20 protein-coding genes are annotated in these 23,704 nt (G+C 42.9%); 6 read left to right on the top strand and 14 right to left on the bottom strand.

The window, feature by feature from the left end; all coding sequences use genetic code 11:
- Positions 1 to 33: 33 nt before the first annotated feature.
- The 10 genes from BST86_RS12425 to BST86_RS12380 form a co-directional block, all read right to left on the bottom strand.
- Complete coding sequence (locus BST86_RS12425; RefSeq protein ID WP_105983529.1) at positions 34 to 1,632, bottom strand: SulP family inorganic anion transporter; 1,599 nt, start codon at positions 1,630 to 1,632, stop codon at positions 34 to 36.
- 105 nt (positions 1,633 to 1,737) lie between these two features.
- Positions 1,738 to 2,505, bottom strand: a complete 768-nt coding sequence (locus BST86_RS12420) for a tetratricopeptide repeat protein (protein WP_105983528.1) — start codon at positions 2,503 to 2,505, stop codon at positions 1,738 to 1,740.
- A gap of 4 nt (positions 2,506 to 2,509) precedes the next feature.
- Positions 2,510 to 4,258 carry a BatD family protein gene (locus BST86_RS12415; protein ID WP_105983527.1) on the bottom strand — a complete coding sequence of 583 codons (1,749 nt, stop codon included), beginning with the start codon at positions 4,256 to 4,258 and terminating at the stop codon, positions 2,510 to 2,512.
- The gene (locus tag BST86_RS12410; RefSeq protein WP_105983526.1) at positions 4,259 to 5,104 is read right to left on the bottom strand and encodes a tetratricopeptide repeat protein; all 846 of its coding nucleotides are present in this window, start codon (positions 5,102 to 5,104) and stop codon (positions 4,259 to 4,261) included.
- A complete protein-coding gene (locus tag BST86_RS12405; RefSeq protein WP_105983525.1) occupies positions 5,097 to 6,125 on the bottom strand; it encodes a vWA domain-containing protein in 1,029 nt (342 codons plus the stop codon). The genes BST86_RS12410 and BST86_RS12405 overlap by 8 nt, the downstream gene beginning before the upstream one ends.
- A 248-nt stretch (positions 6,126 to 6,373) precedes the next feature.
- Positions 6,374 to 7,390, bottom strand: a complete 1,017-nt coding sequence (locus BST86_RS12400; protein WP_105983524.1) for a VWA domain-containing protein — start codon at positions 7,388 to 7,390, stop codon at positions 6,374 to 6,376.
- Entirely contained in the window at positions 7,387 to 9,027 is a 1,641-nt protein-coding gene (locus BST86_RS12395; protein WP_105983523.1) for a hypothetical protein, read from the bottom strand. Before BST86_RS12395 ends, BST86_RS12400 begins: the two co-directional genes overlap by 4 nt.
- Positions 9,024 to 9,887 carry a DUF58 domain-containing protein gene (locus BST86_RS12390; RefSeq protein ID WP_105983522.1) on the bottom strand — a complete coding sequence of 288 codons (864 nt, stop codon included), beginning with the start codon at positions 9,885 to 9,887 and terminating at the stop codon, positions 9,024 to 9,026. The genes BST86_RS12395 and BST86_RS12390 overlap by 4 nt, the downstream gene beginning before the upstream one ends.
- A 192-nt stretch (positions 9,888 to 10,079) precedes the next feature.
- Entirely contained in the window at positions 10,080 to 10,505 is a 426-nt protein-coding gene (locus tag BST86_RS12385) for a hypothetical protein (protein ID WP_105983521.1), read from the bottom strand.
- 142 nt (positions 10,506 to 10,647) lie between these two features.
- Positions 10,648 to 11,652, bottom strand: coding sequence for an AAA family ATPase (locus BST86_RS12380; RefSeq protein ID WP_055411531.1), 1,005 nt, complete (start codon positions 11,650 to 11,652; stop codon positions 10,648 to 10,650).
- A gap of 423 nt (positions 11,653 to 12,075) precedes the next feature.
- Between BST86_RS12380 and BST86_RS12375 the strand changes: the two genes are divergently transcribed.
- The 3 genes from BST86_RS12375 (at position 12,076) to hemB (ending at position 14,329) form a co-directional block, all read left to right on the top strand.
- The gene (locus tag BST86_RS12375) at positions 12,076 to 12,825 is read left to right on the top strand and encodes an SDR family NAD(P)-dependent oxidoreductase (protein ID WP_105983520.1); all 750 of its coding nucleotides are present in this window, start codon (positions 12,076 to 12,078) and stop codon (positions 12,823 to 12,825) included.
- Between the two features lie 105 nt (positions 12,826 to 12,930).
- On the top strand, positions 12,931 to 13,377 hold the full coding sequence (locus tag BST86_RS12370; RefSeq protein WP_105983519.1) for a hypothetical protein: 447 nt from the start codon (positions 12,931 to 12,933) through the stop codon (positions 13,375 to 13,377).
- On the top strand, positions 13,355 to 14,329 hold the full coding sequence (gene hemB / locus BST86_RS12365; protein ID WP_105983518.1) for a porphobilinogen synthase: 975 nt from the start codon (positions 13,355 to 13,357) through the stop codon (positions 14,327 to 14,329). The genes BST86_RS12370 and hemB overlap by 23 nt, the downstream gene beginning before the upstream one ends.
- A gap of 148 nt (positions 14,330 to 14,477) precedes the next feature.
- On the opposite strand, the gene BST86_RS12360 is transcribed toward hemB, so the two are convergent.
- Together BST86_RS12360 and BST86_RS12355 are read right to left on the bottom strand one after the other, a co-directional pair.
- Positions 14,478 to 14,846, bottom strand: coding sequence for a hypothetical protein (locus BST86_RS12360; RefSeq protein WP_105983517.1), 369 nt, complete (start codon positions 14,844 to 14,846; stop codon positions 14,478 to 14,480).
- A 66-nt stretch (positions 14,847 to 14,912) separates the two neighbouring features.
- On the bottom strand, positions 14,913 to 16,346 hold the full coding sequence (locus tag BST86_RS12355; RefSeq protein WP_105983516.1) for a C39 family peptidase: 1,434 nt from the start codon (positions 16,344 to 16,346) through the stop codon (positions 14,913 to 14,915).
- Positions 16,347 to 16,541: 195 nt separating this feature from the next.
- Here BST86_RS12355 and BST86_RS12350 point away from each other — a divergent pair, with 195 nt between their 5' ends.
- A complete protein-coding gene (locus BST86_RS12350; RefSeq protein WP_105983515.1) occupies positions 16,542 to 17,648 on the top strand; it encodes a CNNM domain-containing protein in 1,107 nt (368 codons plus the stop codon).
- Positions 17,649 to 17,764: 116 nt separating this feature from the next.
- Here the strand turns inward: BST86_RS12350 and BST86_RS12345 are convergent, their stop codons facing one another.
- Positions 17,765 to 18,121 carry a hypothetical protein gene (locus tag BST86_RS12345; protein WP_105983514.1) on the bottom strand — a complete coding sequence of 119 codons (357 nt, stop codon included), beginning with the start codon at positions 18,119 to 18,121 and terminating at the stop codon, positions 17,765 to 17,767.
- Positions 18,122 to 18,234: 113 nt separating this feature from the next.
- Here BST86_RS12345 and BST86_RS12340 point away from each other — a divergent pair, with 113 nt between their 5' ends.
- Positions 18,235 to 18,936, top strand: coding sequence for a hypothetical protein (locus BST86_RS12340; RefSeq protein WP_105983513.1), 702 nt, complete (start codon positions 18,235 to 18,237; stop codon positions 18,934 to 18,936).
- 71 nt (positions 18,937 to 19,007) lie between these two features.
- Here BST86_RS12340 and BST86_RS12335 read toward each other — a convergent pair whose 3' ends face one another.
- On the bottom strand, positions 19,008 to 20,300 hold the full coding sequence (locus tag BST86_RS12335) for an aminopeptidase P family protein (protein WP_105983512.1): 1,293 nt from the start codon (positions 20,298 to 20,300) through the stop codon (positions 19,008 to 19,010).
- A 227-nt stretch (positions 20,301 to 20,527) separates the two neighbouring features.
- On the opposite strand from BST86_RS12335, the gene BST86_RS12330 reads away from it, so the two are divergent.
- On the top strand, positions 20,528 to 23,401 hold the full coding sequence (locus BST86_RS12330; RefSeq protein WP_105983511.1) for a VPS10 domain-containing protein: 2,874 nt from the start codon (positions 20,528 to 20,530) through the stop codon (positions 23,399 to 23,401).
- The last annotated feature ends 303 nt before the right edge of the window (positions 23,402 to 23,704 follow it).

Below are 23,704 nucleotides of genomic sequence, written 5' to 3'. Positions count from 1 at the left end.
AGAAGATTTAAAACAGGTTTGTGTAAAATAGAATTAAGATATGTTCCTTTGATTATCAGAAAGATGCAGTTTCTCCTGCTCAAAGAACTGAAAGTAATTTTCAGGATCTTTTAAAGTACCGCGTTCAGAGACAAGAGTAATATTAATATTACGATTTATGGCTTTTTGCTTAAAGTCCTGTAATATTTCAATAATATCGTAGTCCATGTACGTGGTCTTTGTGATATTAAGTTCTAACTGTGTTCCTTCTGGAAGTTCTTCAAGCTCTCTCTTAATAGCAGCTTTATTGAAGAAAGTCACCTCTTCTGCTAGCGTCATTTTTAATCTGGGACCGCCTTGATCAGGATCTTCTTTATGCAGGAAGTGACTGTTCTTATAACTTTGATATAAGGTCATTACAATTCCCAGAGCCAATCCAACGCCTATTCCCCAAAGCAAATCCTTGAATACAATAATAATTACTGTAACTATAAAGGGTACGAATTGTTTTAAACCAGCATCCCACATAGCCTTGAAGGTGGATGGCTTTGCGAGTTTATAACCCACAATAAATAAAATCGCGGCAAGAACCGATAGTGGTATCATATTCAACACCACAGGAATGAGTACTACACATATCAATAAAAGAAAACCATGAATAATCGCACTCATTTTGGTCTTTCCGCCAGATTGTATATTGGCACTACTTCTCACAATTACCTGAGTAATGGGAATACCTCCTATCAATCCAGATAGAATGTTTCCAGTACCCTGCGCGTACAATTCGCGATTTGTAGGTGTGATGCGCTTTTCTGGATCCAGCTTGTCGGTAGCTTCGACACAAAGTAAGGTTTCCAAACTGGCTACGAGCGCAATGGTAAAACCAGTGATCCAGACTTCTGGCATGCCTATCACACTAAAATCCGGAAAGGTAAATTGACCTATAAAAGAGTTAATACCATCAGGAATAGGAACATTTACTAAGTGTAAACTAGATATCTCTAATGATTTGCCAGTAGTCAAGGCGTAGAAAATGATTCCTAAAACCACCGCTACCAGTGGTCCTTGAATCAAGGTGAAAAATTTACCTTTTTTAGACAAAACATTAGACCATAGGATCAGAGTCAACAATGCAATCACCGCTATCAAGGTGCTTCCCCAACCTATGCTGTCGGTTATATTGAAAATTTCAGTAAACGTATTCTCACCATCAGGCTGATTGAATCTAAAATCGCCTTCTGGATCCTTATCAACTCCAAAAAAGTGCGGAATCTGCTTCAGGATAATGATGATACCTATTCCCGTAAGCATTCCCTTGATCACTGAAGACGGAAAATAATACCCAATAACACCAGCGCGCGCGATACCAAAAACAATCTGAATCACGCCACCCAATACCACGGCAACCAGGAACTTCTCATAGCCCAAAGAGGCAATGGCAGCCAAAACAATGGCAGCAAGACCGGCAGCTGGTCCACTCACACCTACTTGCGAGCCGCTAATAGCTCCAACTACAATACCACCTATGATACCTGCAATCAATCCAGCAAATGGAGGCGCGTCACTCGCAACTGCAATACCTAAACAAAGCGGCAATGCCACAAAGAAAACGACGATACTGGCAGGAATATCCTTGGCAAGATGTTTAAACATAGAGGAAGCTTTAAGAAATAATAGTAATACTATTAGGCAATATCCTAAAATTTTTTAGGAATTCTTAAAGATCGGTTAAGAAAAGAAGAAAAACTTTAGAAGTGACTATAACTTTTTTAAGTCTGCAGACGGTAGCCAGGCTCTAGATCCATTGGCCACCTCGATGTGAGTCCAACCTTCATATTCTTCCAGCACCGTTACCTTAGTGCCTTCATGAATGGTAAAACTCGCCGTTCCGCTGTCCTTGGGCTCTGTTCTAGTGATGGTTTCTTGAGAATAGATGATAGCTTGCTCATTATCTTCCATCAAATTCTGGGAATAATTAGCCGCTACAATCGACAGCGTCATCAGGATTAAACCTATCAAGGCTAATGTAAAAAACAAACGTTTCTTGCCCGTAGTCATCGCATAATGATAAAGTAGAAACATCAAAATCGTTACTAATGCGAGCATGATGCTTACATAAGCCCAGTTGTCGACCGATAATGATCCCGCAAGATTATTGAGAAATTCCTGTACTGGGTTCTTTGCTGCATCTTCCACCGCATCCACTCGCAATTGCTCGGCAAATTTCAAGTTATTTTTGAAATCCTTGTTGGACGGCTCCATTTGCAACGCCTTTTCATAATTGTAGATCGCAGGACCTACCTGATTAAGCTTGTAATAGGAATTACCAAGGTTGAAATACACCTCTGCGCTGTGCTGGCCGGATTGCAGTATGGATTCATAGGCATCGATGGCTTCTTGATAGTTTTCTGCAGTGTAGGATGAGTTCGCTTTCGCGAAAGCGGAATCACCATCAACACCATTGCTGTTCTGTGCCATGGTCACCTGCATCAAACCCACAAAAAATATGTACATCCAGAATCTCATCGCCCTAATTTATTTGTTTGTCCAATTGATTGATCACCTTGCTCGCCTTGTCATAATCCTGCTGCATTCCTGTTGCGGTTGACGGCGCATATCGTGCCATTTCTGCGGCAGAAAGCAACGAGATAAACTCTACACGAACGTCGTCCTGTACACGTCGTTGTTGCAGCAATTCATCCACGCGCTGCTTAGTCATTTCGGCAGTGGTGATCTTGAGTTTTGACTTCAGGAAGTTGTGTAGTGCGCGTTCCAGACTTTCATAGAACAGCTCTGCATTTCCTATATTTCTACGAGCCTCAGACAGGTATTTCTTGCTCAGCTTATTGGCCGTTTTGACCTTTCTTCCCTGTACGTCAGATTCCAATACCTCACGTCGTTTCTTAAACAGTAACACTACCGGAATAAGCAAAAACAGACCGCCCAAAACCGCCCAATATACCGTTGTGCCGAAAAAGCGTTCCTGCTCAATCGATTCCAGTTCCGTATTTGTTTTGATAAAAGCAAAGGTATCGCCAGCACTTAAAACGTTAGTCCCACCAGAACTATTTGCAGTCACCGCTGGACCGCTTACCTCAATACGGTTCTCACCGCTATTGATGGTTTTGTACCTGCCGGCCGCTGGATCAAAGTAGCTGAACTCAACATCTGGCAAGGTGAACGTACCTCCAGATTGTGGCACGATCGTATAATTATCTGCGATGCTGCCGCGCACGCCACTGTATGTGGTTTGGGTTTTATCAACACGTTCTGGTTCATAGACTTCCAGTTGTGCGGGAACGTCCAGTTTAGGCAATTGCATGAGTTGCAAATTACCAGTGCCTTTGACCTCAACACTGGCCACAAGGCTTTCACCAGATTCCAACTGTGCACGTGTCAAATTCACTCCAAAATCAAATTGCCCAACTGCACCTGTAAAACTCGCAGGTCGCCCTTCTTGTGGTAAGCCTTTGACATTAATGGCGCGTGCTCCAGCAGTCACACGCAACTTCTCGGTCGTCATGAAGGACCTTCCAAAGAAATCTCGCCTACCCGATGGCACCTGAACATTGACATCCAACACCAGCGGCTCGATGGTCAATCGTCCCGTTTTCTGCGGATATAAAATGGCTTCCCTCAAGACCAAATATCTATATTCCTGGCCTTGATACGTGCCGGTACGCACCTGCTGGTCGCGCTTATCTATATTCTGTGACCAGAAATCAGCATACTTGGGACTGTCGGTTTCTGTCCAGCCGTTGATTCCAGAATTGTTGGACACGTAGAGTTTATAGACCACTCTAATGGCTTCGTTCAAGTAAGGTGATGCGTTGGAAACCTCAGCTACCAAATGAATGTTTTGTTCTGCTATTTCACGAACAGGCTCATTTCCCGTAGTTTCTCTGGGTTCTTCAATAGCCTTGGTAACGCTCACGGTGAACGGTGCGGTAGAAAATTCCTCACCTTTGTAATTCATGGTAGCTGCACCTATGGTTTTGGTGCCTGTACTTTCTGGTGCGAGGATATAGGTGTAGGATTTTGTAAAGGTTCCTTTCCCGTTGACGTAGCTTTGAGAAATTCCCTGAATAGGACCACTGGCCACTCTAAATCCAGCAAAGTTGGGTGGCGAGAAACTGTCGCCATCCACGTTCATTTTAAATTCAACTCGCAACCTTTCATTTAACGCAATAGCATCTCTAGTCGCCGTTCCCGTAAAGGAAACTTGCGCTTGCACCGTAGTTGCTATCAACCATAATAATAGAAATGCTAGTCTTTTCATTTACCAGTCCTTCTCTGTTTTCTTCTTGGTTCCCTTTACTTTTTGAGCATTGATCTTATCCTGAATCTTCTGCTCTTCATTATTCATGGCTTCCAGAATCTGGCGTATTTGCTGTGGCGTCATTTGACCTTCCACACGTTGTTGCGGCTGTTTGCCTTCTTGCTCCTTAGGCTTGCCATCACCGTCTTTTCCTTCTTGGTTCTCACCTTTGGGGTCGTCCTTACCTTCTCCTTGATCGCCTTTATCCTTGTCGCCTTCTTTTTCTTTATCTCCTTCATTGTCGCCACCAGACTTATCGTCTTGATCGCCATCCTTGTTGTCGTTCTGGTCCTCGTTATCTCCCTTGTCTTTCTTGTCCTGATCATCGCCGCCACCGCCGCCACCTTGCTTTTCTTCTTCCTGTTTGGCAAGTGCTAGATTGTAGCGGGTCTCATCGTCTGTTGGGTCGTTTCTTAAAGCGTTTTTATAGGCTTCTACCGCTTCAGAGAAGCGTTTGTTCTCCATAAAAGTGTTGCCCAGATTATGAAACGCCTTGTGTTTTTCGGCCTTGGTTTTGGCCGTTGTTGCCGCTGTGGTATAATTCTCTGCGGCGTTGTAGCCTTTTTTGTTTTTATAGTAAAGGTTGCCCAGATTATAGGAAGCCTCAGTACTTTCCGGTTGCAATGCTTTGGCCTTGCGGTAGGATGCTTCTGCTTTTGGGAAATTATTGTCTGCGGCATAGTCCACGCCTTGTGCCATCGCAGATTCATAAGCTGTGTTATCAGGTTGTTGTGATTGCGCTTTCGCGAAAGCGAAACACATCAAAAACATCCCTAAAAAGCCAATATATTGTTTCACGTTATTCATTGAATAAATTCAGTTTTTTGATCCAGCCCGTTTTGCGGTTGGTGTAGATCATCTCCAGCACCAAAAAGAACAAACCGATGCCTAAAAACCACTGGAATTGCGAGGCAAAATCTGCATATTGTTGGGACTCAAAGGCCACCTTATCAATACCAGAAAGCTCGTCCTGCAACGCCTCGATAGCATCTGCAGTAATCGTACCATCGATGTAAACGCCATTGCCGGCGTCTGCGATTTCTGACAAAGTTTCAGTATTGAGTTTTGTGATGACGGTGTTGCCATCGTTGTCCTTTTTGAAGGACTGCGTGACGCCGTTGCGCTTGATGGGAATGGTGCCTCCTTTTTCTGTACCAACGCCTATGGTGATGATGCGCACGCCGTTGTCTGCAGCATCCTCGGCCATGCTTATCGCCTCGCCTTCATGGTCCTCACCATCGCTGATGATAACGAGAACTTTGGCGGCTTCACTGTTATCGCCGTAGTAGCTTTCGGCCAGCTGGATTGCCTCTGCTATGGCGGTTCCTTGACTGGAAATGAGGTCTGTGTTGAGTGCTTGTAGGAACATTTTGGCACTTCCGTAATCGGTCGTGATGGGCAGTTGCGGTACGGCACTACCGGCATAAGCGATCAAACCAATTCTATCACTCGCCAGGCTATTTAAAATCTGGGTGACGAGTTGCTGGGATTTTTGCAACCTATTGGGCGCAATGTCTTCGGCCAACATAGACTTAGAAACGTCCACGGCAAAAACGATGTCCACACCTTCACGATCGACGGTTTCCAGTTTGGTTCCTGCCTTAGGATTAACCAGCGCGATCGTGATGAACAAAATCGCCACACAAACGGTCACCAATTTCAAAATAGGCTTGAACCAAGATCGATCTGGAATCAAATGATCCAACATCGCCTTTTCTGCAAACTTGCGCTGCGCACGCACCTTCCAGAACGAAAGTCCCAAGAATAACAGCACAATCACGGGAATCGCGAGGAGTAGCCAGAAGTATATTTTTTGTTCTAGGATCATTTAGTTGTTTCTATTCTTTTCAATCATCATTGTTTTCACTCATGCGCAAGCCCCATTGTCCTACGGACATTTCCCCAAAGGGGAAAATTTACTCTTTCTTTTTTCTTGTCTCTTGTTTCCTGTTTCTTCGTAACTAACTGTTCTCGACACTTCGACTAGCTCAGTGCGGCACTATCGCTCGAACTGACATTGTCATTGTTTTCAATACAACCGTCTTTGTACTAAGTACTAAACACTTGATACTATCATCACGCCGCCGTCCTAAACAACGTATACCTTAATAACAATTCCAATCCCAACAATCCCAAGGCGATCAACACCAATGGCCTGAACATCTCCTGCACATTATAAAACTTGAATTCTTCGATCTCTGTTTTTTCCAGCTGGTCGATCTCTTCATAGATTTCTTCCAGTTTGCTGTTATTAGTCGCTCGATAGTATTTCCCGCCAGTGTCTGTAGCGATTTGTTTCATGAGTCCTTCATCAATTTCTACGGGCGTCATGGCAAATCTAAAAGCACCGGTACGCTGGTCTTGTCCAACCGGCGACATCGCGTTGCCGTTGGTTCCTATTCCTATGGTATAGACTTTAATGCCAAATTCAATCGCGAGTTCTGTAGCGATTTTAGGATCTATGAATCCGCTATTGTTGACACCATCGGTCATTAAAATGATCACTTTGCTGTCGCTGGTGCTTTCTTTCAATCGGTTGACCGATGTGGCGAGTCCCATTCCAATAGCAGTACCGTTTTCCAAAACATTGCTGTACTCGATGCTCTCCACGGCGCGCAGCGTGATGCTTTGGTCTGTGGTGATAGGTGTTTTGGTATAGCTTTCTGCAGCATACACCACTACGCCTATTCTATCGCTGGGTCGTCCTTCTATAAAATCCAGTGCCACTCGTTTTGTGGCTTCCAGTCGGTCGGGTTTGAAATCTCGGGCCAACATACTCGCACTTACATCGACCGCGAGGACGATGTCGATACCTTCAGTAGAGCTTGTTTTTGTATTGACATCTGTGGTTTGTGGTCGCGCCAGGCCTACAATGATAAATGCCAAGGCCAGCAGTCGCAGCACCAGCAATACAGGTCGCAATCGCGCCAAAAACGAATCAGATCCTTCAAAACCTTTAAGTGATGAGATACGCACATCTGCATTTTGCTTTTTGCCTTGCCAGATGTAGTAGGCGATGATCAACGGCAACAGCAGCAACAGCCAGAAAAATTCTGGGTCCACAAACTCCATCTTATTCCACCATTGTATCATTCTTGATCTTTTTTAGCGGGTTGTGGTTTGTTCAATTGTATGGAGCTAATGATTTGCTCGCGCAGCAATCTGCCATATTCCTGTTCTGGAGATTTTGCCTCAAGATCTGCCGTGCTTATGATGATCGCTTGTACAGCATTGCCATTCAAGTAAATAAAGGCTTCATACTTAAATTCATCGCCGTCACGATCATAGCTTCCTTCTACCTTAGTTCCCTTCACGCCATTACGTTCGATCTCTTCATCCAGCGTGGTGATATTGGTGGCACCAACTTGCTCCAGTTCCTTCAACAATGGCGAAATCATGACGGATGCGCCAACCTCAGCTCCTTTTTTAGCCGACTCTTCATCCAGCTGCAAGGTCGCGACCATGATGTAGAAATCATCTTCCAGATCACCAGCGGTAAAGGCATTCAAGGCATTTGCAGATTCTGCTGGAATTAAATCACTGGCAAAATCAATATCACGTTCCAAAATAATAGGTGTAGTGATCGTCACTTCTGGAATACCATATTGACTAGTGTAGCGCTCGCCTTCATAATATTCACGCAACTCATTCCCAAAAATCTGATCCTTGACGTTGTCGTACCCAACAATCACGATCCAGGCTGCGATCGCAATCGCCAGTCCTAGAACGACACCAGCCACGTACATGAGTATTTTGCGTATTCTCGCCTTACGTGCCTGCTCCTTGCGGTATTTGACATCCAGTAACAATTCTTCCTCGCTAGGTGGCGGCAACACTTGATGGATGTTGTAGATAATATCGTTGATCGCCTCACGATCTTCTTTAGCACTAATTCCATCGCCAGACATTCCCGCAAACTTGATCAAGTCTGCTTTTTGCAGGACGGCTTCCAGTCGTTGCTTGGTTTTATCGGTGATGGACACGCCTTTGGCAGCGGTTTCTCTTTCAATGTTTTGGATCAGCTCTGCCGTGGTGCTCTCCATGGCATGTCCATAGACTTTGTTGTCAATATAGCGGCGCACGATGTAGGATAGCTCTGTGTAGTACGCTTTCCATGCACGATCTTCGACCAGATTGCTTTCGGCCAGCTTGTTCAAACGGTATTTTGACCACTCATAAGGTGGTAGTGTTTGCTCGTATGTTTTTTGAGTTCGCTTTCGCGAAAGCCACCAAAACAAAATCCCCAATGGTATCCACAACAGCAGTAATATCAAGCCTTTCCAGTTGAATGGTCGCTCGTATTCATTCTCAATATCGGGTTTGATATCATACATACCTTGCACGGTTGTATCGGTTTGCACCTCGCGCACCTTGACCAAAAGGCTGTCTGTAAAACGCTCCTTGTTGTTGATGAACAATTTGAGACGCGGCACGTAGTAATCACCACTGTCAAACTGCGTGATTCCATACTGTTTGAACAATCTGTATCTATCATTCTCGCGTATCGTATCTACCGGATAATCCTCAATCACTTCCAGCGCGCCCATCGCCTGCTGGATAGGAAAAATGATCAGGTCCTGTGGCGTGGCGTCCACGGTGATCTGCAACTTGATTTCTTCACCCATCATGATGGAATCACGATCCACTTTTGTGATAAGGCTATTGGCAGTTTGCGCTATTGCAGGAATAGCGGCTAGAAAACATAACATGTAGGATAGCTGTCTGATCATCTTCTTTTAAAGTATCCCAATAATTTTGTGGTGTAATTATCTCTGGTTTCTAAATCGATGGCGCCGGCATCTGCCTTAGTAAAAGCGGTTTTGAAATAGGCGGCGTTTTCTTTGTGATAGGCCGCATATTTGGTACGTACCGCTCGAGAACTAGTATTGATAATGCGTTGCTTGCCCGTTTCCTGATCCACAAAAGGCACCAATCCCATGGATGGAATTTCTTCTTCACGCTTGTCAAAAACGCGAATTCCCGTCACGTCGTGTTTGCGCCCAACAATCTGTAACGCTTTTTGATAGCCGGTACTCATAAAGTCTGACATCACAAACACGATAGCTTTTTTCTTCAGGACACCTCCTAGATATTCCATGGCGGCACCTATGTCTGTAGTATTTTTTTGTGGTTTGTATTCCAGCAGCTCGCGTATGATTCTCAAGATGTGGAACTTCCCTTTCTTGGGCGGAATGAACAATTCTACCTGATCAGAAAACAGCAGCAATCCTACTTTATCGTTGTTCTGCAAGGCGCTAAAGGCCAGTGTTGCGCTGATCTCGGTAATGATTTCACGCTTCAACTGTTCCTGCGTACCGAATAAGGTCGAGCCGCTCACATCTGCCACCAGCATCAACGTGAGCTCACGCTCTTCTTCAAACACCTTTACAAAAGGCTCTGAATATCTCGCTGTCACGTTCCAGTCAATATTACGCACATCGTCGCCATACTGGTATTGACGTACTTCACTAAAAGTCATCCCACGACCCTTGAAGGCACTGTGGTATTCACCTCCAAAAACGGCATCGCTCAACCGCCGAGTCTTGATCTCGATCTTGCGTACTTTTTTAAGAAGTTCTTTAGTGTCCATTGCTCGCTGCGCTCGCAGTATTTAGAATGTAGTAGTTAGTAATTAGATTTTTTGCTTTCATTCGAACAGCTTCTCAACTGTCGCTCGGTTTGATTGTTTTGATTTGTATCAATGGTACTTTCCTCTTGTCCTGAAGCGGACTGCGCATATGTGCTGTAAAAGCAAGTTCGTATTTTAATCATTCTGTAATTTTCATTCCTTCCGTTCTGTGAAAGTCACATGACTATTCCACTCAATTACACAATTTTCATATTTAAAAGACCATTCTATCCAGAAATTTTCTTTCTCCGTGCTATACATTCCATCTAGTTGAATTTGATTCGATACTTCATCAATTTCAGTGTTAGCTATTTGTTCCCATGAATTCACAAAATCAATTGGTTCAGATATAGGTTTCCATTTCGTTCCATCAAAATAACCTCTGAATTTTTCTTTTGAAATTCCCTTAATTCTCAATTTTGTTTCACCTAAGACTAAACCATCATCAATCCCACTTTCATTAAAGTTTTCCAACTTAGCCCAGTCAAATATTAATTCAATATTATTTCCTAAACGCTCCACATTTTTAAAATGAGAATCGTGTAAAGAAAGTCGTTTGATATTTGAACTAATATTCAATGGTTATGGTTTTCTATTCTTTATCATTATTGCAAACCGCTTCTCGACTGTCGCTCGAAGTGTTTCAAAGCATTATTGGGATTTGAGATTTGGAGCTTGGAATTTGAAAACTCTGAACTCATAACTCCGAACTCATAACTTGCTACGGTACCTCAATCGTATTCACGATCTTGTTCACGATATCTTCCGTGGTGTAGTTCTCGGCTTCGGCCTCGTAGGTGATGCCTATACGGTGACGTAATACATCTAGAACAACGGCGCGTACATCTTCTGGGATGACATAACCACGTCGCTTGATAAAGGCATAACATTTTGCCGATTTCGCTAAACTAATGGATCCACGCGGTGATGCACCAAAGCTGATCAACGGCTTCAAGTCGGGCAGGTTGTATTTTTCTGGATAACGGGTCGCAAATACAATATCAAGAATGTATTTCTCGATCTTCTCATCCATGTAAACCATTTCCACCGCTTCCTGAGCGCGTAAAATTTGCTCTGGCGTCACTACTGGATTAGGTTTTGGGAATTCTTTCTTGAGATTGGCCCGCATAATGAACTGCTCGTCTGCAATAGTTGGATAATCGATCACGGTCTTGAGCATGAAACGGTCCATTTGCGCTTCAGGCAATGGATAGGTTCCTTCTTGATCTACTGGGTTTTGTGTTGCCATTACCAAGAACGGTTTCTCTAGTGGGAACGTGGTGTCGCCTATGGTGACCTGCTTTTCCTGCATCGCCTCCAGAAGTGCCGACTGTACTTTGGCCGGTGCACGGTTGATCTCATCTGCGAGAACAAAGTTGGCAAAAATGGGTCCTTTACGTATGGAGAAATCGGCGTCCTTCATGTTGTAGATCAAGGTTCCCACAACGTCTGCCGGTAAAAGGTCTGGTGTGAACTGTATTCTTGAAAAACTAGCGCTCACGGCTTGTGATAGTGTGGTGATGGCAAGTGTTTTGGCCAGACCAGGAACACCTTCCAGCAATATGTGACCACGTCCCAGTAACCCTATCAACAAACGGTCGATCATGTACTGCTGTCCCACGATTACCTTATTCATCTCTGCCACAAGCGGCGCTATAAATGCGCTTTCTGCCTGGACTTTGTCATTGATACTGGCAATATCTACTGCCGTATTCTCTTGATTCATATGTTCCACTTTTATAATCGTTTCAACTCCTAAAAATACTTTTTCTTGTACGGTTGCTCCCTAAAATGGGCATAAAATTAAAAATCACTTACAGATCTAACAATCTATAAATGAAGTCCCTTTAAAGCAACGACCAGCGGTGCGCGATATGTCCCATACCATGTGGTTCATGGCATAGATGGCGCTGTTTTGGATGTTCTCTTTCGCACCTCGAAACTTTGACCGGTAAACCGCAGGCGGCGCTCAATGTGAACTGACTTTTACTTATTTCGCTTTCGCGAAAGCGAAACAATCAAAAATAAAGCGATTCCATACACCATCTTCAATCCTTCACGCATACGGCAGTTGGACAAAAAATCATGCCAAAAGTTTAAGCCGTCACCACTGCAATCGCATTCTTTTTACCTTTACAAAAAACGAGTCATGAAAACTGTATTGATTACTGGCGCCACGAGCGGTATAGGCCTGGCCACTGCCCAACTGCTGGCCCAAAACAATTACCGACTGATCCTATGTGGTCGCAATGCTGAAAAATTGGCAGAGCTTGAAAAGGAACTGGGCGCTCAAACCGCTATCACCACGCTGGAATTTGACGTACGTGATAAAGAAGTTGTGGCAGAGAAAATCAAAAACCTGCCAGCAGATTTTGCCACGATCGATGTGTTGATCAACAATGCGGGTAATGCCCATGGATTAGACCCTATTCATGAGGGTAGCATTGAAGATTGGGATGCGATGATGGATATCAATGTGAAGGGTTTGCTGTACGTGAGCCATGCGGTGATTCCACAAATGAAGGAGCGCAAATCTGGCCAAGTAATCAATATAGGATCCACGGCTGGTAAAGAAGTATATCCTAACGGCACGGTTTATTGCGGCAGTAAACACGCGGTAGACGCTATTACTACTGGTATGCGCATGGATCTAAATCCCTATTCCATACGTGTAGGCGCTGTGAATCCGGGACTGGTGCATACCAATTTTAGCGAAGTGCGATTCAAAGGAGATTCTGAGCGCGCTGAGAAAGTGTATCAAGGTTTCCAGCCCTTGTTGCCTGAAGACATTGCTGATGTCCTGCATTTTGCGATAAGCAGACCACCACACGTCAACATTGCAGATTTGACCGTGATGTGTACCGCACAGGCGAGCAGTAAGGTCTTGAATAAGGATTGATGTTTTGATGGGTTGATTTGATAACGTATTGATTAAGGTATGTGGCAACTCCAGCTAGAGTGGAATGAGAACAAAAGCGCTTGACCAAGCATTGAAATTTAAAGTATGAAAAAGTTAGTCCTTTTCTTAAGCGTCATCCTGACGGTATCCTGCCAGCAGGAATTGGAACCCAATGTTGAAAACATCAATTCGATTTTTGAGACTCAGGATTTTCAAATCAAGTTCACGTTAGCCAACGGCGATGAATATCGCATGGGATTCCTGAATAATGAGATGGCGTTTTTTAGTCCTAAGGAAACCATAAGACGTGAGCTTTCTTATAAAGATGCGCAGTTGATCAATACCTTTGTGGAGTTTCGCTTTCGCGAACTTGAACTTGAACGTGAACTTGAACTTGAATCTGAAAATGATGGGACCATTGCAGAGCCAAGTCAAATAGAAATCTATAACGACAGTAAAAAAGTAGTTTTTGAAACACCAGACTATGACGCTGATTTTCAACAACTACTCACACAATTAAAACTACCCTATGTATCCACTGAGAAGAAATAGAAGATTACGTACAAGTGAAGCCATCAGGTCGTTAGTGCGTGAGACCAGCATCACACCTAATGACTTTATCGTGCCGTTGTTTGTTGTGGAAGGAAAAGGAATACAGGAAGAGATTGCGAGCATGCCTAACTATTATAGGTTCAGTCTGGATTTGCTGGTAGATGAAGTTCGCCTGCTGTGGAAGATGGGATTGAAAAGCGTCTTGTTATTTGTGAAAGTACCGGACAACCTAAAAGACAACAAAGGAACGGAAGCCTTGAACAAAGACGGATTGATGCAACGCGCCATCAAAACCGTAAAAGATGCCGCTCCAGAAATGTATGTGATGACTGATGTTGCACTGGATCCTTATTCCAGCTACGGCCATGACGGCATCGTGGAAAATGGCAAGATCATCAACGATGCCACGAGTGAAGTTCTAGCACAAATGAGCGTTTCCCACGCACAGGCAGGCGCCGACATGGTCGCACCCAGCGATATGATGGACGGCCGCATTCTTTATATTAGAGAAGCCCTAGAAGAAAACGGATTTACCGATACTGGCATCATGAGTTATAGTGCCAAATATGCCAGTGCTTTCTACGGCCCATTTAGAGATGCGCTGGATAGCGCACCAGGTTTTGGCGATAAGAAAACCTACCAAATGGATCCTGCCAACAGATCTGAAGCCATCAAAGAATCCCTAATGGATATCGATGAAGGTGCGGACATTCTAATGGTAAAACCAGGATTGTGTTATCTGGATATCGTTCGAGATCTACGCAACGAAATTGAACTGCCCATTGCCGTGTATCAAGTAAGCGGTGAATACGCCATGCTCAAAGCGGCTGCAGAAAAAGGCTGGTTGGACCACGATGCGGTGATGATGGAACAGGTCACCGCCATCAAACGTGCTGGCGCTGATTTGATAGCTAGTTATTTTGCTAAGGATGTGGTGAGGACGATTTCCTAACAGAAAAAACAATCCATCTTCTATCATTAAATTTCATCAATCCATCCAGCTTCATACTTCATTACTCTGCTATCAGAAGTTTTCTCATAGAAGTACATCTTATAAAAGGCTTGATGTTTTTAAGCCTAGATGAATGATTCGTAGAGGTTTAAATTGGAGATGCAGTTGTTATATTGTTTGGATTACCTCCATATACACTTTTAAATTTCAATTCATTTTCACTAACATTAATTAGCTCTAAACAAGATTTTTCAGATATAAGATACTTTCCGCTTAATGTGTCACCTACATTATTTTCATTAAATCCATTGGGAGAACAATCGTTTAAAGTAGTAGAGAAATAATATTCCAGTTCACCTATCAGCTCATTATTATGGTGAACAATTATCGCAGTGTTGGTAAATTTAATTTTATAAATATTTTCAACTCCATAACCGTCAATTTTCCAATCTTTGGAAGTTAAGATTTCTTTAGCATTAGGAGGTACTGATTGTGCTGCACAACTAAAGCTGAGCATTGAGACAAGTACGATATATAATATTTGTATTTTTTCATAATTATAATTTTTGATTGATTTAGTAATTTATCTTACTCCAGTAATCATACCTCCATAGCTAAAATCGTTAGGAAAACTTGATGGTGGTGCTTCTCTAAGCGATCCTGCTAGAGGATCCATAAATATATAATCTCCATTCGGGTGATAACCCACAATAATAACCATATGGCCATCTATAAAAATATTACCTTCAGCATCTACAGTTCTGGATAATTCGATATTAGTTAAATATGGGTTTCCAGCATCAATAGCTTCTTTTATACCTATAAAAGGGCCAGTTGTTAAGTAATGGCTTACAAGTATAGATACTTTATCAAATGGCACTCCTTGTATAGGTATCATTATTTTAAAGGTATTTAAAAACCAATTATCAATCTCGTTTCGAGTAGTTTCTCCTCCCAAAACATTTGCAACGTACTCTATTGAGGAACTTACACAAGATGCACCAACTTGTTTAGACATAGTTGTTGGTATATCAGATAATACAAATACGTCATCATCATTCGGAACGTAAGGATCGCCTCCAGGAGTATTATTAGTGCTACCAATAATAATATCATTTGTTGGATCATCATCAATTGGTTCTAAATTATCCTGAGCGTCATAACAACCACCTTCGGTTAAACTCAATGGATCTTGCTCGCAGGGTGGATCAGGTACAGGTGTTGTGACATAGTTGTGCTCAGGATCTCCTATATTACCTACCCATGGTGATCCATCATGATAGAAATTACCAGGTTCCGTTCCATCTCCATTGGTTGTACCACCTGTAGTACCTGACCCTTCATTTAATGAGATATCAATTATTTTGTCCCCATCGGGACAAAAGGTAAACCGCATGGAGGAAATAAATGCAGCGGTACAATTAGCTCCTGCAAAATACAAACCGCCACCTTCATCAGGGTCCACCCAACTGCAAACTAAAATATCAATAGGGTAACAACTAGAGGTTTTAGCAAATAGATCTATATTTTGATCAACACTTATTATTTGTAGCTGGCCATAGAATAAAATTCCAGATTTTCGATTTTCCAAATCATTAAACCCTAAATCCCCTTTATATTTGAAAATATGTGACTTGACCAATGTATCATTTTCATAGCTCAATACAAGGTTCGATAATTGATCTTTTTTATTTGTGGCCTGCTTTATTGGTAACGTGTAGGTTGTTACTTCATTAAGTGTTACAGATATTATTTCAAAACTCTCAAATAATTCAAATTGAACATCAGTATTTGCACCAGAATCTTTTGTCCTGCTACTATTTACAATTGCTGAAAGCTTCTCCCTTAATATTGGAAGGTCGTTAATGCTATGAGATTGCAGAACGTCGCTCTGGGAGGCATTATGCTTGCAATTATCATATTCAACAACAAGATCCTTTTCACAACCAAATAATGATGCACTTAATACGATCAAAAAGACAAATGTAATATACCTAAAATATAATTTTCGAATCATTGGTTGGATTTAATTCGAGCAAACTAGGGAATTAGGGAATTAGGGAATTAGGGAATTAAATCTTAAAAATTCAATGTTATGAAATTGTTAACAAAAAAATTCTTACGCTATCAACTATACATTGTTTTCTATTTCCCAAAAACTTAACGAGCACCACCACAAGGTTTTCCTATTTTTACCGTAAAACCAACTTCTATGGGATTACTAATCCTTTATGCAGTAGTATCGATATTTTTCTCATTTATGTGTTCCATACTTGAGGCCGTACTGCTTTCCATCACTCCTACGTTTATCAAAATGAAAACGACTGAAGGAGCCAGCTACACCACAGCATTGACAAACCTTAAGAACGATGTGGACAAGCCGCTTATCGCGATTTTGACACTCAACACACTGGCACATACAGTTGGTGCGATTCTCGTGGGTGTACAGGCAGAAAGTATGGTGTCCGACGGTTTTCAAGCGGCAGTATTTGGGATTCCTCTTGTAGGTGTTGTATCTGGTATCATGACGATTTTGATTTTAGTGGTATCTGAAATCATCCCTAAAACCATAGGTGCTACCTACTGGCAAAGTCTGGCAGGCATTTCTACTCGCATTTTGGTAGGAATGGTAGCCTTTTTGAAATACACAGGTATTCTTTGGGTACTTCAATTAACGACAAGAGCCATTGGTAAAAGCGCGCATATGAACACCATGACGCGTGAAGAGTTTCTTTCCATTACAGAAACTGCCGAGGAAGAAGGCGTATTCCATCCTTCTGAAGGTCAGTATATCAAAAGCTTGATGAACTTTAACAAGATTGAGGTGAAGGACATCATGACGCCACGATCTGTGATGTTCATGGCGTCGCAAAAGATGTTGATCAAAGACTTTTTTGCAGCAAATCAGGAATTGCGATTTTCACGCATACCAGTTTATGGAGCTAATCGCGACGACATCACGGGTTACGTTTTAAAAGACGCCATTCTTGCAGATATCATTCACGATAAACCCGCCGAAACCCTGGAAGATCTGCGCCGTGAAATCGCGCTCGTTCGCTTTGACATGCCCATCACACAGCTTTTTGACCAGATGATAGCCAGCAAGGAACATATTGCGCTGGTCCTGGACGATTATGGTAGCGTGCAGGGTCTTGCCACCATGGAAGACGTGATTGAGACCATGTTGGGTCTTGAGATAATGGATGAAAGCGATAATGTCGAGGACATGCAGTTACTCGCTCGCAAGAACTGGGAAAAGCGCAGCAAACAACTGGGCATGGAAACCCAATCTGAAGAAGATCTTCCCGCAGATTCCTAATCTTAAATAGCGATTAGAATTTTTTGTTCTCAAATGGTTTTTTTGAGAAGTTAGGCTTGAGGTTAATTCGCTTTCGCGAAAGCGAACTCCTTTAAAATCTGGTTACCTATAAACCATCAATCGATCACGCCAGCGTCCATCATGTAGTTGACGATCGCCTCTTTCATAAGTAGGGACTGCTCACCAGCCTTGAGCGCAGGTAATTTTTGGACCACGGCATAATGCGGCCATTTTTCTTCGTCAAAATGGGAAAACTCATAATACCCATAGGGTTCCAGCACCCGACAAATGGCGATGTGCATCAACTGGTATTTTTCATCTTTCTGGAATTTGCGGTGCAGCTGTCCCAATTCCTGTACGCCTATCAAAAACAGGATGGCATCCAGATCCATTGCCTCGCCATCGCTAAAACGCTCCTGAAAAAAAGCCGTTGTACGTTCCCATCGATCCCTAAGTTGCTCGTCTCTCGCCATGGCTGCAAAGGTACACCAACCTTAAAATGCCAGACAAGAATATAGGAGGCTCTTTTTGAAGGGCTTGATCAAAAAGAGTTTTCTTATTTTTTACATTTGGTGAAAATTCAAACATGAAAACATTACGCTTTTTGCCTATCGCGCTTTTACTCATCTTGAGCAGCTGTAAAAAGGATAAATCCCATACTGATATTGAAAACACCACTACAGAAAATAGCACTGCGAGTACGGCTAGCCAGGAAAAGGCCAATGTGGATCCCAATAAAACGGTCAATAGCAAAAGTCTAAATAGCGGTACCACCTTGAGTTATCAATCTGCAGTGTTGACGCCTACTTCCATCAACTTTGTAAAAAGTGACGGCAGCCAGGACATCATTATGTTTGGAAGAAATGAAAACATGGTACTGGAAAAAATGAACGCCTTGATAGGTAGTCCCAGCATCACAAAAATTATAGATGACTGTAATGGGAACCCGGTAAAAACCTTTTACTGGGATGAAAACTTGACGCTTAACTTTAATAACCGTGAAGCCGAGTGGCGTCTAGGTGGCTGGAACCTTCAATCTCGAGACAGTAAAGCTTCAAATTATCAACTGGCCAGTGGACTTACCGTCAATCGCAAACGTAAGGATTTGAGCAAGCCATTAACGGTCAAAGCCAAGAAAACCAATCTAGGATATTCTCTCAATCTTGATGGTGTTACGGCTGTTCTGGACAGCGATGCAGATGATGCTACGGTAACCTATGTGTATTCTGGAGTAAACTGTAACAACCTCAAAAGCGGCGTGACTCCAGAAGGAGAAATCGATTACTAGTCCTTTTCAAGACAACACATAAAAAAGCCAGTGCTTTGATAAGCACTGGCTTTTTTTATATAGAAAGAATATTATTGATTCATTAAATCTTCAATTTCATCAGCTTCAATAGGAATGTCACCCATCAAATTTTTGGGACTGCCCTTTTCTTGAATCACTACGTCATCTTCCAGTCGTATCCCAAAGCCTTCTTCTGGAATGTAAATTCCAGGTTCAACGGTAAATACGTTGTTCGCCTGCATAGGTTCCCATAGTAAACCATAATCATGCGTGTCCAGACCTATGTGGTGTGATGTCCCGTGCATAAAGTACTTTTTGTAAGCTGGCCATTCTTTGTTTTCGTTTTGAACATCAGCCTTATCCAGTAATCCTAATTGGAGCAGCTCTCGAGTCATGATGTTTCCAACCTCTACATGGTATTCCTTCCACAAGGTTCCTGGAACGAGCATTTCGGTAGCTTCGTTTTTGACCTTGTTGACTGCGTTGTAAACCTCCTTTTGGCGTTTGGTAAACTTTCCACTTACGGGAATCGTACGTGTCATGTCTGCCGAATAATTTGCATAGGTTGCCCCAACATCCATGAGGATCAAATCGCCTGCCTTGCACTCTTGATTGTTCTCTATATAATGCAATACATTAGCATTGTTGCCGCTAGCTATGATAGGCGTATACGCAAAACCATCGCTGCGGCTTTTGATAAATTCATGCAGGTATTCTGCTTCTATTACATATTCCATGACGCCTGGCTTGACAAAGTCCATCACCCTACGGAAACCAGCATTTGTAATGTCACAGGCTCGCTGCATCAATGCCAATTCAATAGGATGTTTGACGGCACGCAATCGCTGCATGATGGGTGCGCTTTTGGCATAATTGTGCGCTGGATATTGCGCTTTGGTCTTTAGAATAAATCGATCTTCACGAGTCTGCATCTCTACCGCTTGACGGTAATGCTCATTAGTGTTGAAATAAATCGTCGACGCCTGCGTCATCATTTCAAAGAATTTCTTGTCAAACTCCTTGAGCCAGTAAACGGTCTCGATTCCAGAGATTTCAGTCGCCTTTTCCTTAGTCAACTTCTCGCCTTCCCATACGGCGATATGGTCATTAGTTTCCGTCACAAAAAGAACCTCACGGTGCGCTGGGTCTGGACAATCAGGAAATAGCACTAATATGGTATCTTCTTGATCTGCACCGCTTAGATAAAAAATATCTCTGTGCTGTTTGAATGGCATGGTGCTGTCTGCACCTGTTTTGAATACATCGTTGGAGTTGAACACCGCAAGGCTTTCTGGCTTCATCTGTGCCATGAAATTTTTACGGTTGATCTTGAAAAGTGTGTTGTCGATGGGATCGTATTTCATAAAAATGGATTGTTTTGAAGCAATTGAAGAGGTTGTGTTAGGATTCGCTTTCGCGAAAGCGTAAACATTATATGCCTTTCTCGTTTAAAACAAGATGGACTCTAATCCTACATGCCATTTCCCAAAATTAAGAATATGTGCCGCTTATCTTGTTATAATATTTGTAAATGACCAGGTTTCCATAAGTATGATGGCTTGCGTATCTTCACGGCACTAAAGATTTTCACATGAAGCATACCTTACTACTCGCGACCCTATTTGTATCTATAGGCGTAATGGCACAGCAGCCCACCAGCGCTGAAACTTACATCAATGACCTGAAGATGCAGCAAGAGTCTGCCTCAACTTCTCTGTATAAGAACCTAAAATTTGAGAATGTAGGACCTACCATCATGTCGGGCCGTGTGGTAGATGTGGACGTCAACCCTACAGACCCTACTGAGATGCTCGTGGCTTATGCCAGCGGTGGTCTATGGCACACGACTAACAACGGCACCAGCTTTACTCCTATTATGGACAACGCGATGACCATCAACCTGGGCGATATCGCCGTTGACTGGAATTCCCGTACCATCTGGGCAGGAACTGGTGAGAACAATTCAAGCCGCAGCAGTTATGCAGGAATAGGACTTTTAAAATCTACTGATTGGGGAAAGACCTGGAGTGAGCCCATGCTGCCAGCATCACATCATATAGGTCGCATTTTGATCGATCCAGCAGATACTAATCACGTCGTGGTTGCAGTAACTGGTCCTTTGTATAGTTTGAGCGACGATCGTGGGATCTATACTACCATGGATGGTGGCGATAGCTGGAAAAAGACGCTTTTTGCTACTAATATGGCTGGGTTTATCGACCTGGCAGCAGCTCCTGAAAATTTCAATGTGATGTATGCCGCAAGCTGGGAAAAGGATCGCAAAGCCTGGAATTTTGATGGTGATGGTGAAGCTAGCGCAATCTATAAGAGCACAGACGCTGGTCAGACCTGGAATAAGATCTCTACTGCCGCAAGTGGCTTCCCAACTGGTTCAGGTGTTGGAAGAATAGGTCTTGCCGTGTATGATGAGAATACAGTGTATGCCATTCACGATTCTCAATTTAGAAGAGAGAAGAGTGATGATGATTCCGCTTCCGCGAAAGCGAACTCCAAAGACATCCTTACCAAAGACGATTTTCAAGGAATGACCATGGACGCCTTTTTGCAACTGGAAGACAAAACACTAGACAAGTATCTCAAAGAGAATGGCTTCCAGGAAAAATATCGCGCCCAAAATGTTAAAAACATGGTGCGCAGCGGTACCGCAAAACCTGCAGATCTTGCATTGTACCTAGAGGACGCTAACACTCAATTATTTGATACACCTGTCAAAGGAGCAGAATTGTACCGCTCTAACGATGGCGGCGCTACCTGGTCTAAAACCCATGAAGGACAGATTGACGATGTGTTCTACAGTTACGGATATTACTTTGCTCAGGTACGTGTCGACCCAAAAGATGTCAATAAGGTGTATGTCATGGGTGTGCCCATTATCAAATCTGCCGATGGTGGAAAGACGTGGATCAATATCTCAAGAGAAAATGTGCATGCAGACCATCATGCCCTATGGGTTGATCCTAACGACAGCGGTCACCTAGTAAATGGAAATGATGGCGGTTTGAATATTTCTTATGATGATGGAGAAACGTGGATCAAAAACAATTCGCCTAGTGTAGGCCAGTTCTATGCGATCAACTATGACCTAGAAGAGCCCTATAATGTATATGGTGGTTTACAGGACAATGGTGTATGGGTTGGTGCTCACAATGCTCGTGAGAACCGCGCATGGCAACAGCAAGGTCAATATCCATGGGAATCCATAATGGGTGGTGATGGTATGCAGATCCAGATCGATTCTAGAAATAGCGATATTGTATACACTGGATATCAATTTGGAAATTACTACAGAATCAATAGGGAAACAGGCGATAGAACCTACATCCAACCCAAGCATGAGTTAGGTGAATCTCCTTATAGATTTAACTGGCAAACACCTATACTGCTAAGCCCACACAACCAAGACATTCTTTACCTGGGCGGTAATAAACTACACCGCAGTTTCAATCAGGGAACTGATTTTACTGCGATCTCTCCAGATTTGACTCAAGGTATCAAAGAAGGTAACGTTGCCTATGGCACTTTGACGACCATAAGCGAATCTCCGTTTCAATTTGGGATGATCTACACTGGATCTGATGATGGATTGGTACAATTGACTAAAGATGGTGGTGTTGAATGGGAGAATTTAAAAGGTCCATGGCCAGCAAATTTATGGGTGAGCCGTGTCGTTGCCTCGCAACATAAAAAAGATCGTGTATATGTGACTCTAAATGGCTACCGTAACGACGACTTTACTCCTTACGTCTTCATGAGCGATGACGCTGGTGCAACCTGGAGAAGCATTGCAGTGCAGTTGCCAGCGTCACCTGTGAATGTCATTATAGAACACCCAAAAGATGAGAACATGGTGTTTTTAGGGACCGACAATGCCGTGTGGATTGCAGAAAATGGCGGCGCATGGTCACTATTGAATCCAGACATGCCACCTGTAGCCGTTCACGATCTAAAGATCCAACCAAAAGCCAATGACCTGCTAGTTGGAACGCATGGTCGTTCTATTTATAAAGTAAATCTAGATGCGCTTACTCTTGTAAAAGCAGGGCCAGCAGAGAACGCAATGGGCTACTACAGTAAAAAGATCCGTCTAGCTCCTATCGATGGTTTTAGAGCAAGCAATCGCTATGGTGCCGTTAGATTCTTAAGTGATGAAAGTCCAGAGCCATCCGTAGAAATCGCCTTTTATAGCCCTGAAGCTGGAAAAGTCAAAATGGAAGTCCTCAATGCTGACGGTAAAACCATACAGGAGAAAACCATTGATGCCATTGACGGCCTTAATTTCTATGAATACAATGGATCTGTTTCTGAAGCTGGTGTAAAGCGTTTTGATAAAAAAGACGCTCCTAAAAAAGCAGACAACGGGAACTATTATCTACCCGCCGGGACCTACTCTATCAAACTTTCTGGAAAAGGTGGTAGTGCCAGTGAGAAATTTGAAGTGAAGTAAACTACCATACCATATTTATCAAGGGAAAGATCAACTTCTTTCCCTTTTTTTATGCCGTAGATTCTGGCTTCCGTTGGGATTTAGAAAGCTTAGAACCCACAAAATCTTTTCAAATCAGACCTTTTTATCTCAAAATAGATCGATAGATCTAAACTATTAGTAGTAGTTCGCTTTCGCGAAAGCGAAAAAAATACACGCAAATTCACGATAAATTTCTAAACTGACGATGTCGCAATGTTATCGTGTAATATTTACCAAATACGTTTAAATACGGCTGATGAAATAGGATATTCTTGACTTCCA

Source organism: Nonlabens agnitus, from assembly GCF_002994045.1.
GTDB classification, from domain to species: domain Bacteria; phylum Bacteroidota; class Bacteroidia; order Flavobacteriales; family Flavobacteriaceae; genus Nonlabens; species Nonlabens agnitus.
The sequence above is the reverse complement of the archived record's forward strand: the minus strand, read 5'-3'. Positions and strand labels throughout refer to the sequence as shown.